Genomic DNA, 11,833 nt, shown 5'->3' on the forward strand with positions numbered 1-11,833 from the left:
CGCGGCCGTTCTGGTCCAGCACGTCCACGTCGAGGCTGACGAAGACGCGGTCGCAGGCGGCGACCGCGTCGAGGGCGAAATCGGCCGTCTCGACGGGGCCGCGGCCGACCTCGTCGGCGGTGAGGCTGGTTCCGCCAGCGTCGCGCAGGAAGTCGGTGTAGGCCGTCGAGGTCTCGAAATGTCGCGCCCCAACCACGGCGAGGCGGTCGAGTCCGGCGTCGAACAGCTGTCGGTAGGGCGTCCCGCTCGTCGGGCCGTCGGCGGGGTCGCGGCAGTCGAGGTGGGCGTCGAAGCTCACGACCCCGACCGAGTCGCCGCCGCCGAGAAGCGGCGTGACGTTCCCGACCGTCAGGGAGTTGTCGCCGCCGAGGAAGACCGGGAGCGCGCCGCGCTCGTAGACGGCCGCGGCCTCGTCGGCGACGATAGCCTGCACGTCCGCGACGTGGTTCGCGGGGTCGTCCCCGTCGTTGTACGCCTCGATTGGGAGGTCGCCGAGGTCGGCGACACCGGCGACCGGCCCTTCGTCGAAGTGGTGGGTCTTGACGCCGGCGAGGGCACGCCGAATCGCGGCGGGTCCCTCGCGGGCACCGCGCCGGCCGATAACGGCCCCGTCGTACGGCTCGCCCACGAGGACGGCACGGTAGTCGCCCGCGTCCTCGATGTCGGTCGGGGAGACGACGTGGCCGAACTGCTCGTCGTTCGGGTCCGACGACGTTCCCTCCCACGCGGGCGGTTCGGTGCGGGTCATTCGTCACCTCGGTCGGTGGATTCGCCGGTCTCGGTCGCGTGGCCGTCGCCTTCGGCCGCGCGGTCGGCACGTTCGGCGCGGTCGGCCGCGTCGTGGTCCCGCATCGGGATTCGGACGTTCGACTGGGTGGCCTCGTCTAGTGCGTCCTCGTAGCCGGCGTCGGCGTGGCGGATGACGCCCATGCCGGGGTCGGTCGTGAAGACGGCGCGGGCCTTCTTCGCCGCGAGGTCGGAGCCGTCGAGGACGACGTGGTTGTTCGTGTGCAGCGAGTTTCCGATGCCGACGCCGCCGCCGTCGTGGACGCTCACGATGTCCGCGCCCGCGGCGGTGTTGAGAAGCGCGTTCAGGATAGGCCAGTCGGCGACCGCGTCGGTGCCGTCGCGCATCGCCTCGGTCTCGCGGTACGGGCTGGCGACCGACCCGGCGTCGAGGTGGTCGCGGGTGACGACGACCGGCGCGGAAACCTCGCCCGAGGCGACGAGGTCGTTGATTTTCAGCGCGAAGCGGGCGCGCTCCGTGAGTCCCTCGCCGTCGGTGGCGTAGCCGAGCCAGCAGACGCGGGAGGAGAGCCCCTGGAACGACACCTGCTCCTGTGCGAGGTCGATCCAGCGCATGAGCGATTCGTGTTCGGGGAACAGCTCTCGAATCGCCTCGTCGGTGCGGTGGATGTCGGCGGGGTCGCCGGAGAGCGCGGCCCACCGGAACGGCCCGCGCCCGCGGCAGAACATCGGGCGGATGTACGCCGGGACGAAGCCGGGGAAGTCGAACGCAGTCGTCATTCCGCGGTGATTCTGGACCTGCCCGCGGATGTTGTTACCGTACTCGAAGGCGATTGCGCCCGCGTCCTGCAGGTCGAGGATGGCCTGCACGTGGCGCTCCATCGTGTCGAGGCTGGCGTCGACGTAGGCCTCGGGGTCGTCCTCGCGGAGTCGGTCGGCCTCCGCGACGGTGTAGCCGCTCGGGTAGTAGCCTTCGAGTTCGTCGTGGGCGCTGGTCTGGTCGGTGACCACGTCCGGAATCTCGTCGCGCGCGAGCAGTTCTTCGAGCATATCCGCGGCGTTCATCTGGACGCCGACGCTGTAGGGTTCGCCCGCGTCGATGGCGGCCTTCGCGTTTTCGAGCGCCTCGTCCAGCGAGTCGGCGAACTCCATCAGGTAGTCCGTCTCGACCCGGCGCTCGATGCGGTCGGCCTGCACCTCGGCGGCGATACAGACCCCGTGGTTCATCGTCACCGCGAGGGGCTGTGCGCCGCTCATGCCGCCGAGACCGCCGGTGACGACGAGTTTGCCCCGCAGGTCGGCGTCGTAGTGCTGGCGGGCGAGTTCGGCCAGCGTCTCGTAGGTCCCCTGAATGATGCCCTGCGTACCGATGTACGCCCACGAGCCGGCGGTCATCTGGCCGTACATGATTTTCCCCTCGGCCTCCAGTTCGTGGAAGTGCTCCCAGTCGTCCCAGCGGCCGACGAGGTTGGAGTTGGCGATGAGGACGCGCGGGGCGCGCTCGTGGGTCGGGAACTTCCCGACCGGCTTGCCCGACTGGACGAGGAGCGTCTCGTCGTCGTCGAGGTCGCGGAGCTCGGCGAGAATCGCGTCGTAGGCGTCCCACGAGCGGGCGGCCCGGCCGGTTCCGCCGTAGACGACGAGGTCCTCGGGGCGCTCGGCCACCTCGGGGTCGAGGTTGTTGTTGAGCATCCGGAGCGCCGCCTCCTGTCGCCACCCCTTGCACTCGATGTCCGTCCCGGTGGGCGCGCCCTGGTACGCGCGCCACTCGTCGCTCGGGTCGCCGAGTCGGTTCCGGCGTGCCGACGATTGCTGGTCGTGCATACCACAGACTTCGGGCGCGAGACGGGTAGCGATTCCCCCACCGTGCGGTGTGGTATTTATATATTGCCGCCGGACCACCGTCCACGTATGTACGAGGCGAGCCTCCGAATCAGGGACGACAGCGCCTACGCGGCGGCGACGGCGGGCAACGCCGCGAGCGTCGAACTGTGGTGCAACGAGCACTGCGACATGCTCCACGTGAGCGGCGGGGTCGGAAGCGACGTGCTCGACCGCGTCGGCGACACCGTCGGCGTGGCGGCGTCGGTCGAGCGCGGCGACGAGTTGGTCGTCGTCACCGCCGACTGTCTCCAAGATCACGAGATAGACCACATCGAGGGCTACGTCCAGAAACACGGCCTGCTCCTCGTGCCGCCGCTTCGCTACCGCGACGGCGCGAAGGTCTGCCGCCTGCTCGCCGTCTCCGCCGACGACCTGACGGCGTGCTTCCGCGACCTCGTGGACAGCGGCTTCGACGTGAGCGTCGAGTCCAAGCGCGCGGTGTCGTTCGCCAGTGGGAGCGGCCCGCTTTTGGCCCCCGCCGACGCGATGCCCGCGCTCACCGGCCGCCAGCGCGAGGCGCTCCGACTGGCCCACGCCGGCGGCTACTACGACCTGCCGCGTGGCATCGAGACCGCGACCATCGCCGACGAGATGGGTGTCTCGCGGCGCACCGCCGAGGAACACCTGCGCCGGGCGGAGCGAAAAGTGATGGACTCGGTCGCGCAGTACGTGTTGTAAGGCTCAGTCGTCGTCCGGCGCGGCTTTCAGTTCCAGCGTGTAGCCGAACGGGTCGGTGACGTACACCGCGGGCGCGACGCCCGTCGCCCCGAGGGGTTCGAGTTGGCGGTCGATTTCGACGCCCGCCGCTTCGAGGTGATCCCGGAGTTCGTCGATGTCGTGGGCGAACTCGATGGCGACGTGGTCGAAGGCGGTCTCCGCCGGCGGTTCGAAGTTCTCGGCCGGTCGGAGGTGGATGACGCTCGCCGGGGTGAGTCGCACGGAGAAGAAGGGCTTTTCGCCCGATTCGTACAGGTCGCGGTTCTCGATTCCGAAGCCGAGCGCGTCGCGGTAGAACTCGACCGCGGCGTCGAGGCCGTCGGCGGGGATGCGGAGGTTCACGTGGTCGATTGCCGTCGCGTCCATGTCCGAACCGTCGCGGCCGCGGGTGGTAAAAATTTGTGCGGCGGCTATCGGGGACAGAGGGGCTGAACCGGGGGTGTGAATAAATTAGACAGTGTTTAAAACTGTGAAATTTCTAGAAATGGTAGAATTTGTAAAAATTGTGTTGTTTTAGCGGCCATTATAGCGCTTTCAGTCTCGACATATCGATCTAGGCAATCTAAAATAAACTGATATTTATTTACCGATTGCTCAGCATTACGGAGGACCGCGACGCCGACAACCGGAACCGTCGTTCCGCAATCGTAACCCATTGGTAGCAGGTCGGTGTACGGAGGGTGTGAACCAACAGCCGACATCCGACGAGCGCTTGCTTGCGGGCTACCCGGGTCGGATGTTAGTCACCGTGTCGCTGGCGTGGGCGGTCCTCCAGACGGGTCGGTTTCTCTTGTCGCCGCTGCTGCCGACTATCATCGAGGAGCTACAGATAACGGAGGCGACCGCGGGCATCGCGCTGGCGCTGTTTCAGGGCGTCTACGCCATCACCCAGTACCCCGGCGGTGAGTACTCCGACCGGTGGACACGGACGACGCTCATCGTCTCCGGACTGGGCATTCTCGTCCTCGGGTTCGCCACGTTCGGCCTCGCCGGCGGACTCGCGGGCTTCGTCGCCGCCGCGGTCATCACGGGGCTCGGGAAAGGGCTGTTCGCCATCCCCTCGCGGGCGCTCCTGTCGGACCTGTTCGTCGAACGCCGCGGCCGGGCGCTCGGCCTCTACGCCGCCGGCACCGACCTCGGCGGCCTCGTCTCGTCGGGGCTCGCCATCCTCGCGCTGACCTACGCGACGTGGCGGACGCCGTTCCTGCCGGTCGCCGTCGCCCTCGCCGGCCTCACCCTCCTCTACGCGTTCTGGTCGAGAGACGGCTACGCCGTGGGGTCGCCCGAGCTCCACGTCTCGGGGACGCTCCGACGCCTCTTCGCCAGCGCTGAACAGCGCCGGACGCTCCTCGCGTTCGGGCTGTTTTACTTCATGGTCGGCGGCTTCATCAACTTCTTTCCGACCTACCTCATCGAGGCGAAGGGCTTCGACCAGCAGTTGGCGAGCGCGACGTTCGCCATCGTCTTCGCCGTCGGCATCACCATCAAACCCGTCGCCGGCGGCCTGAGCGACCGGTTCCGACGCGAGTCAATCGCTGTCGTCGGGATGCTCGCGGCCGCGGGGGCGCTCGCCGTCCTCTCGGCCGTGGAGGCACGCCCGCTCATCTACGTCTCCGTCGTCGCGCTCGCGGCCGGCTACAAGACGGAGTTCCCCCTCGCAGACGCCATCATCATGGACAACGCGCCCGACGCCGACCGGGGGGCCGACCTCGGGGCCGCGCGGGCGCTGTTCCTCGGCGCGAACGCGGTCGGTCCGGCCTACGTCGGCATCGTCGCCACCTACGCGAGCTACGTCGCCGCGTTCGCGGGGCTCGCAGTCTGTCTCGTCGTCGCCGCCGGACTCCTCTACTGGGACGCGCGCAAGCGCTAACCGGTCTCGGAGCGTGAAAGTCGTGGAAAACAGCCGTCCCGGAATGGCGTTCGCAGGTGCCTCTGTACGGTCGGGGTCGGTGCGGCGGAAGCGGTATGACGTGAGCCGAGTGCCCGCTCAGCCGTCGAGTTTCGCCTTCGTGTAGGCTTTCAGCCCGCCCTGTTCGACGAGCGACTGGAGGAACTCGGGGAGCGCCTCCGCCTCGTAGGTCTCGTCTCGCGTGTGGTTCGTCACGACGCCCGCGTCGAGGTCGACGTGAATCTCGTCGCCGTCCTCGATGGCGTCCGCGCCGGGACAGATGAGCACCGGCAGGCCGAGGTTGATGGCGTTGCGGAAGAAGATGCGCGCGAACGACTGCGCGACGACCGCCGAGACGCCCGCGCCGACGAGCGACAGCGGCGAGTGCTCCCGCGACGACCCGCTGCCGAAATTCTCGCCGGCGACGACGAAGTCGCCGGTCTCGACCGATTCGGAGAAGTCGGGTCTGAGGTCCTCGAAGGCGTGGGTGGCGAGTTCGTCGGGGTCCGACGAGACGATGAAGCGCGACGGGGTTATCTGGTCGGTGTCGATGTTGTCGCCGAAGACCCACGCGCGGCCGGGTTCGGCCGGGTCCGGGCGGCCGCCGTCGCCGGCGAACGCGTCCGTCATGGCAGCACCTCCGCGAACACCGTGTCGTCGTAGCGTTTCGTCTCGACCTCGCGGGGGTCGGTGATTTCGCCGTACAGCGCGCTCGCGCCGACGGTCGCCGGACTCGACAGGTAGACCGACGACTCCATCGACCCCTCGCGGCCGGGGAAGTTCCGGTTCGCCGTGGCGAGACAGACGTCGCCGTCGCCGAGGACGCCCTGATGGTAGCCCGCGCAGGGGCCACAGCCGGCGCTCTGGATGACCGCGCCGGCGTCGGTGAGCGTCTGGAAGACGCCCGTCTGGAGCATGTGCTGGTAGACGGACTTCGAGGCGGGGACGACGACCATCCGGACGTTCGGGGCGATGGTCTCGCCCGCGAGGATGTCCGCGACGATTTTGATGTCCTCGTACCGGCCGTTCGTGCAGGTGCCGACGAACAGCTGGTCGATTTCGGTGCCCGCGACCTCGGTCACGTCCACCGCGTTCTCGGGGTTCGACGGCTTCGAGACCTGCGGGGCGAGAGCGGCCGCGTCGTACGTGTGGACCGCCTCGTAGTCGGCGTCGTCGTCGGAGACGAACGCGTCCGAGAGGTCGATTTCGTTCCCGGTCTGGCGTTCGAGGTACGACTCGGTCCGCTCGTCGGGCGCGACGAGGCCCGTCTTACCGCCCATCTCGATGGCCATGTTCGACAGGACGAGGCGCTCGTGAATCGGAAGCGACTCGATGGTGCTCCCGGCGTACTCGGCGGCCATGTAGGTACAGCCGTCGAAGCCCACGTCGCCGATGAAGCGCAGGATGAGGTCCTTCGCGTAGACGCCGTCTTGGAGGTCGCCGTCGACCTCGAAGCGCAGCGTCTTCGGGACGCGGAACCAGAGTTCGCCCGTCGCGAGCGCGGTTCCGAGGTCGGTCGAGCCGACGCCGGTCCCGAACGCGCCGATGCCGCCGTAGGTCGTCGAGTGGGAGTCCGCGCCGATGACGAGGTCGCCGGGACCGACGAACCCCTCCTCGACGAGGACGGCGTGGCAGATGCCGTCGCCCACGTCGAACTGGTGCGCGCCGTGTTTCGCCGCGAACTCGCGGACCGCGTTGTGGTTGTTCGCGGCCTGCACCCCGTCGGCGGGGGCGTGGTGGTCGATGGTGAAGACGGTCCGGTCGGGCGCGAACAGCTCGCCGTCGTCGCCCGTCACCTCGTCGAACGTCTGGAACGCGAGCGGCCCGGTGATGTCGTGGGCCATCGCCACGTCCACGTCGGCCTCGACGTAGTCGCCGGCGCGGGCGTCGGTGCCGGACTTCGCCGAGAGCAGTTTCTCAGCGAGGGTCTTGCCGGACATCTCAGTCCTCCTCCCCGTCGGCCGCGACGGTGTCGAGGACGCCCTCGACGGTGCCGCCCGCGAGGACGTGACTCGTCAGGCCGAGGCCCAAGCGGTCGGACACGTCGTGGGCGGCCGCCTCGATGCGGCCGAAGTCGACGCCGTGGCCGACGCCCATGCGTTCGAGCATCTGGACGAGGTCCTCGGTCGGCGTGTTGCCGACGCCGGACATGTCGCCGGGGAGGACGACGCCGCCGCCGAGACCGCAAACCGAGGCGTCGAAGCGGTCGACGCCGACGGCCATCGCGGCCAGCGTGTTGGCGAGGCTCATTCCGTTCGTGTCGTGGAGGTGCAGGCCCATGTCGAGGCCCGGATGGGCTTCGAACGCCGCGGTGAAGCGCTCCGTGATTTCGACCGGGTTGGCGAGGCCCATCGTCGTCGCCAGCGTCACCTCGTCGACGCTGGACTCGACGACGCTGTCGACGACCGCGAGGGTCTCCGCGGGATCGATTGCGCCCTCGTAGGGGCAGTAGAAACTCGTCCCCATCCCGGCTTCGACCTCGATGCCGTGGTCGTGGGCGAGTTCGACGATGTCGTCCATCTCCGCGAGCACCTCCTCGCGGGTGCGGTTCTGGTTTTTCCTCGTGTAGGTCTCGCTCACCGTGACGAGCGCGTTCACCTTGTCAACCTCCGCCTCGACGGCGCGCTCCATGCCACGGAGGTTGGGGACGAGCGCCCGGTAGGTCACGCCGTCGCGGCGGGTGATTCGCTTCGCCACCTCGTCGGCGTCCCGCAGGGTCGGGACGGCCTTCGGGTGGGTGAACGACGAAACCTCGATTTCGTCCACGCCGGTGTCCGAGAGGGCGTCGATGATCTCGACTTTCTCGTCGGTCGGGACGAACTCGTCGAGGCGCTGGAACCCGTCGCGGGGCAGCATCTCGACGACGTGGACGCGCTCGGGAAGCGAGTCGAGGAGGCTCATATCACGTCCTCCGCTTCGAGGTCCGAAAGCACCGACTCGTCGTACCCGAGTCGGTCGCGGTAGACCGCGTCGTTGTGCTCGCCGAGCGACGGGCCGAGGTGGTCGACCCGCCCGGGCGTCTCCGAGAACTTCGGGAAGGCGTTCTGGACGACCGCCTCGCCGAGGTCGGGGTCGTCGACCGTCAGGAACGCCTCGCGCGCCGCGTAGTGCTCGTCGTTGAGGATGTCCTCGACGTTGTACACCGGCGCGAGCGTCGCGTCTGCCTCCTCGAACGCCGCGAGCACCTCCTCGCGGCTGTGGTCGTCCATCCAGTCTTGGATGATGGCGTCGAGTTCGTCGACGTGCTCCAGTCGGTCCTCGTTGGTCTCGAACCGCGGGTCGTCTTTCAGGTCGGGGCGGCCGATGGCGTCGAAGGTCCGTTCTGCGAGCGGTTGCGCGCTCGCGGAGATGGCGACCCAGCGGTCGTCGCCCGTCCGGTAGACGTTCCGCGGGGCCGACGAGGTCGAGCGGTTGCCCGACCGCGACTCGATTTCGCCGAGTTGGTCGTAGCGGAGCGGTTGCGGGCCGAGCAGGCCGAAGATGGGTTCGATGAGGCTCGTGTCGATGTACTGGCCGCCGCCGCCGTGGACGTCGCGGTGGTAGAGTGCGAACATCACCGCGAACGTCGAAAACAGCGCCGCGATGTTGTCGGCGAGACCCGTCGGCGGGAGCAGCGGGGGCGAGTCGGGGAAGCCGTTGAGATAAGCGAACCCGGACATCGCCTCCGCGAGCGTCCCGAAGCCGGGGCGTTCGGAATACGGGCCGGTCTGGCCGAAGCCGGACATCCGGAGCATCACGAGGTCGTCGTTGACCTCGGAGAGTCGCTCCCAGCCGACGTTCCAGCGTTCGAGCGTGCCGGGCCGGAAGTTCTCGATGAGGAGGTCGGCATCGCTCACGAGGTCTTCGAACACCGCCGCACCCTCGTCGGTGGAGATGTTCAGGGTGACGGACTGCTTGTTCCGCGAGAGGTACTTGTGCCAGAGGCCGACGCCGTCTTTCTGTGGACCGAAGCGGCGGATGTGGTCGCCGAACGCCGGGTGTTCGATTTTGATGACCGTCGCCCCGAAGTCGGCCATGAAGCGGCCGACGGTCGGGCCGGATATCATCGACCCGGCTTCGAGGACGACGAGGCCGTCGAGTGGTCCGTTCGTGTCGTTCGTCATGTCGTGTGTGTCTTCTCGTTCTGTGTCGCGTGTGGTGGTCGTCTGGTAGTGCGTGTGGGTGGCCGTTGCCCGGTCGAGACGTGTAGCCCGGTCGGCGGTGGCCGGTCAGTCCGCGTCGTCGACGGCTCGGTTCGGTCGCCGCCGGTTCACACCGGGCGGTCGATGTGGGTTCCGTGCCCTTTCGTGCCGACTATCTCGCCGTCGTCGTAGGCGAGTTCACCCTTCACGACGGTCTGAGTCGGCCAGCCGGTGACGTCTCGGCCCTCGTAGGGGGAGTAGCCGCTGACGCTGTGTAACAGTTCCGGCGTGACCGTCTTCGTCTCGTCGAGGTCGACGACGGCGAGGTCGGCGTCGCTGCCGACTCTGACAGTGCCCTTCTTGGGGTAGAGGTTGAACGCCTTCGCCGCGTTGGTGCTCGTGACCTCGACGGCGCGTTCCAGCGAGAGACGGCCCTCGTTGACGCCCTCCGAGAGGATGAGCGGGAGCATCACGGGCGTCGAGGGGAATCCGAGCAGGCTGTCGCGGATGCCCTCGCCGAACTTGTTCTCCGCAAGGTTGGCGCAGTGGTCGGTGCCGATAGTCGAGATGGTGCCGTCGGCGAGGCGCTCCCAGAGCGTCTCTTGGTCGGCTTTCGACCGGACCGGCGGGTTCACTTTCATGCGCTCGTCGCACTCCTCGGTGGTGAGCGCGAGGTAGTGGATACACGTCTCTCCCCACGCCCGGTAGCCCGCGTCGTGGAGCGCGGCGAGTTCGTCGGCCGTCCCCCCGGCGGAGATGTGAACCGCGTAGAAGCGGTCGTCGTAGCCGTGGACCTTGGCGAGCGCGGCCCCGGCGACCATGCTCTGCGTCTCGGCGTAGCCGGGGAACTCCTCGACCATCACCTCGTAGCCCTCGTCGGCGTCGGCGTCGGTGTCGTCGGACTCGGAGGTGACGTAGACGTTGCCGCCGGCGAGCGCGTTCGTGATTTCGACGTTCTCGGAGTGGTAGCCGAGCGTGGTCGGCACGTCCTGTTCGGCGAGTTTCTGGACGAACGCGTCGCCGAAGTCGTCGTGCATGTCGCAGTCGACGCCGAACTTCTCGCGGGCGGCGTCCTTGTAGTTCATGTACCACTTGAACGTCGTGATGCCGAACTCCTCGATGATGGTCGGAATCTCCTCGACGTGCTCCATCGAGAGCAGGCCGAGCGAGAAGAAGTAATCGTGGTAGTAGTTCGGCTCCGCCTCGTCGAAGTAGCCCGGCATAATCTCCTCGTAGGCCCCGGCCCGGCGGAAATAGTTCCCGATGGTGGTCACGCCGCCGACGAGGTCGGACTTGGACTCGGACTCAGCGTCCGCCTCCAGTCCGCGGTAGATGCCGTGGTGGGTGTGCGGGTCGATCGCGCCCGGGAGCACGTGCTTACCCGTCGCGTCGATTTCCGTCTCGCCCGAGAGCGTGCCGGGCGCGGCGATGGCGGAGATGGTCTCGCCGTCGGCCGCCACGTCGGCTTCGAAGGTGCCGTGTTCGGGAGTGACGACGGTGCCGTTCGAGATGACGAGGTCGTGGGTCATAGCGTCTCGACCCACTCCTCGACCGCCCCGGTCTCCAGCACCTCGGCGTACTTCATCCACAGGTCGAGGAGGCCGATTTTGTGCGACGCCTCGATGCGGTCGAAGATGCACTCCTGCGGCAGGACGACGCTGAAGCCGTTCTGCTTTGCGTCGACCGCGGTGGCACGGACGCACCCGCTCGTGGAGTTGCCGACGATGATGACCGAGTCGTGGTCGCCGCGGACGAGCCGCGAGAGCAGGTCGGTCCCGTAGAACGCCGACGCGTAGGACTTGTCGACGACGGTGTCACCCTCCTCGGGCGCGACCGGGTCGACGATGTCGAGGTCGGGGTGGTCGGGGTCGTCGTAGCTCGATGGGACGACCCGCGTGTACGTCACCGGAAGCCCCTGCTCCCGCGCGAAGTCGAGGAACGGGTCGATGTGTTCGATGGCGTCCCACGCGATGTCGCCCATCGCGGTTCGATACTCCTCGATAGCGTCGAGGATGGGGACGTTCTCGCCGACGATGAGCCGCTGCATGTCGATGACGAGAACCATCGGGTTCTCGCCCATGCCGCGGGACTCCCACGACGAGGCGCCCTCCTTGTCGTAACCAGCCTTCGTGATGACCTGTTTATCCTGTTCAGATAGCAGGTCCTCCCAGATACGGTCTGTCATGACTCGCTTCGCCTGAGATGCGGTGGCATCCAGCATAAAAGTACGGCACGGTTCGGCGAGGTCATGTTACGGGGCGAACACCTCCAGCGTCCGCGCCACCCACTCGCGGTCGACGCCGGCGGGCGCGCGGACGACCGGGAGGTCGACGCCCATCTCGCGGAGTTCGGCGAGTCGCCCCTGCGCGTCGTCGGGCGTGCCGACAAGCGCCACGAGGTCGAGGAACTCGGTCGAGAGTTCGCGCGCCCGACCTCGGTCGTCGGCGCGGCCCGGACCGCCGTCGACCTCGTCGCC

General features: G+C 68.0%; 11 protein-coding genes and 1 pseudogene. 2 read left to right on the plus strand and 10 right to left on the minus strand.

Annotated features, from left to right (window positions below; genetic code table 11):
• Both NKF06_RS17260 and hutU read right to left on the minus strand, forming a co-directional pair.
• The coding region (locus NKF06_RS17260; RefSeq protein WP_253246115.1) for an arginase family protein at positions 1 to 748 on the minus strand (748 nt) is incomplete at its 3' end.
• Entirely contained in the window at positions 745 to 2,571 is a 1,827-nt protein-coding gene (gene hutU / locus NKF06_RS17265) for a urocanate hydratase (protein WP_253246116.1), read from the minus strand. The genes hutU and NKF06_RS17260, both read right to left, overlap by 4 nt.
• Positions 2,572 to 2,658: 87 nt before the next feature.
• On the opposite strand from hutU, the gene NKF06_RS17270 reads away from it, so the two are divergent.
• The gene (locus tag NKF06_RS17270) at positions 2,659 to 3,309 is read left to right on the plus strand and encodes a helix-turn-helix domain-containing protein (RefSeq protein ID WP_253246117.1); all 651 of its coding nucleotides are present in this window, start codon (positions 2,659 to 2,661) and stop codon (positions 3,307 to 3,309) included.
• A gap of 3 nt (positions 3,310 to 3,312) precedes the next feature.
• Here NKF06_RS17270 and NKF06_RS17275 read toward each other — a convergent pair whose 3' ends face one another.
• Complete coding sequence (locus tag NKF06_RS17275; RefSeq protein WP_058826211.1) at positions 3,313 to 3,714, minus strand: VOC family protein; 402 nt, start codon at positions 3,712 to 3,714, stop codon at positions 3,313 to 3,315.
• Positions 3,715 to 4,084: 370 nt separating this feature from the next.
• Between NKF06_RS17275 and NKF06_RS17280 the strand changes: the two genes are divergently transcribed.
• On the plus strand, positions 4,085 to 5,218 hold the full coding sequence (locus NKF06_RS17280) for an MFS transporter (RefSeq protein WP_253246123.1): 1,134 nt from the start codon (positions 4,085 to 4,087) through the stop codon (positions 5,216 to 5,218).
• A gap of 117 nt (positions 5,219 to 5,335) precedes the next feature.
• Here NKF06_RS17280 and NKF06_RS17285 read toward each other — a convergent pair whose 3' ends face one another.
• The 7 genes and pseudogenes from NKF06_RS17285 to NKF06_RS17315 all read right to left on the minus strand — a co-directional run.
• On the minus strand, positions 5,336 to 5,866 hold the full coding sequence (locus tag NKF06_RS17285; RefSeq protein ID WP_253246118.1) for a 3-isopropylmalate dehydratase small subunit: 531 nt from the start codon (positions 5,864 to 5,866) through the stop codon (positions 5,336 to 5,338).
• Positions 5,863 to 7,176 (minus strand): 3-isopropylmalate dehydratase large subunit, encoded by a 1,314-nt coding sequence (locus NKF06_RS17290; protein ID WP_253246119.1) that lies wholly within the window; start codon positions 7,174 to 7,176, stop codon positions 5,863 to 5,865. The genes NKF06_RS17285 and NKF06_RS17290 overlap by 4 nt, the downstream gene beginning before the upstream one ends.
• 1 nt (position 7,177) lies before the next feature.
• Positions 7,178 to 8,137, minus strand: a complete 960-nt coding sequence (locus NKF06_RS17295) for a hydroxymethylglutaryl-CoA lyase (protein WP_253246120.1) — start codon at positions 8,135 to 8,137, stop codon at positions 7,178 to 7,180.
• On the minus strand, positions 8,134 to 9,339 hold the full coding sequence (locus NKF06_RS17300; protein WP_058826206.1) for a CoA transferase: 1,206 nt from the start codon (positions 9,337 to 9,339) through the stop codon (positions 8,134 to 8,136). Before NKF06_RS17300 ends, NKF06_RS17295 begins: the two co-directional genes overlap by 4 nt.
• A gap of 146 nt (positions 9,340 to 9,485) precedes the next feature.
• Positions 9,486 to 10,886 carry an amidohydrolase family protein gene (locus NKF06_RS17305; protein ID WP_253246121.1) on the minus strand — a complete coding sequence of 467 codons (1,401 nt, stop codon included), beginning with the start codon at positions 10,884 to 10,886 and terminating at the stop codon, positions 9,486 to 9,488.
• The gene (locus tag NKF06_RS17310) at positions 10,883 to 11,542 is read right to left on the minus strand and encodes an isochorismatase family protein (RefSeq protein WP_253246122.1); all 660 of its coding nucleotides are present in this window, start codon (positions 11,540 to 11,542) and stop codon (positions 10,883 to 10,885) included. Before NKF06_RS17310 ends, NKF06_RS17305 begins: the two co-directional genes overlap by 4 nt.
• A 66-nt stretch (positions 11,543 to 11,608) precedes the next feature.
• Positions 11,609 to 11,833: pseudogene (locus NKF06_RS17315) on the minus strand (LLM class flavin-dependent oxidoreductase); the annotation flags it as partial.

Source organism: Haloferax sp. AB510, from assembly GCF_024136985.1.
Lineage (GTDB): Archaea > Halobacteriota > Halobacteria > Halobacteriales > Haloferacaceae > Haloferax.

What these genes read in the sequence shown, in the direction of transcription:
- hutU (WP_253246116.1), bottom strand. Translation starts at nt 2,571, where the DNA reads ATGCACGACCAGCAATCGTCGGCACGCCGGAACCGACTCGGCGACCCG.
- NKF06_RS17270 (WP_253246117.1), top strand. Translation starts at nt 2,659, where the DNA reads ATGTACGAGGCGAGCCTCCGAATCAGGGACGACAGCGCCTACGCGGCG.
- NKF06_RS17275 (WP_058826211.1), bottom strand. Translation starts at nt 3,714, where the DNA reads ATGGACGCGACGGCAATCGACCACGTGAACCTCCGCATCCCCGCCGAC.
- NKF06_RS17280 (WP_253246123.1), top strand. Translation starts at nt 4,085, where the DNA reads ATGTTAGTCACCGTGTCGCTGGCGTGGGCGGTCCTCCAGACGGGTCGG.
- NKF06_RS17285 (WP_253246118.1), bottom strand. Translation starts at nt 5,866, where the DNA reads ATGACGGACGCGTTCGCCGGCGACGGCGGCCGCCCGGACCCGGCCGAA.
- NKF06_RS17290 (WP_253246119.1), bottom strand. Translation starts at nt 7,176, where the DNA reads ATGTCCGGCAAGACCCTCGCTGAGAAACTGCTCTCGGCGAAGTCCGGC.
- NKF06_RS17295 (WP_253246120.1), bottom strand. Translation starts at nt 8,137, where the DNA reads ATGAGCCTCCTCGACTCGCTTCCCGAGCGCGTCCACGTCGTCGAGATG.
- NKF06_RS17300 (WP_058826206.1), bottom strand. Translation starts at nt 9,339, where the DNA reads ATGACGAACGACACGAACGGACCACTCGACGGCCTCGTCGTCCTCGAA.
- NKF06_RS17305 (WP_253246121.1), bottom strand. Translation starts at nt 10,886, where the DNA reads ATGACCCACGACCTCGTCATCTCGAACGGCACCGTCGTCACTCCCGAA.
- NKF06_RS17310 (WP_253246122.1), bottom strand. Translation starts at nt 11,542, where the DNA reads ATGACAGACCGTATCTGGGAGGACCTGCTATCTGAACAGGATAAACAG.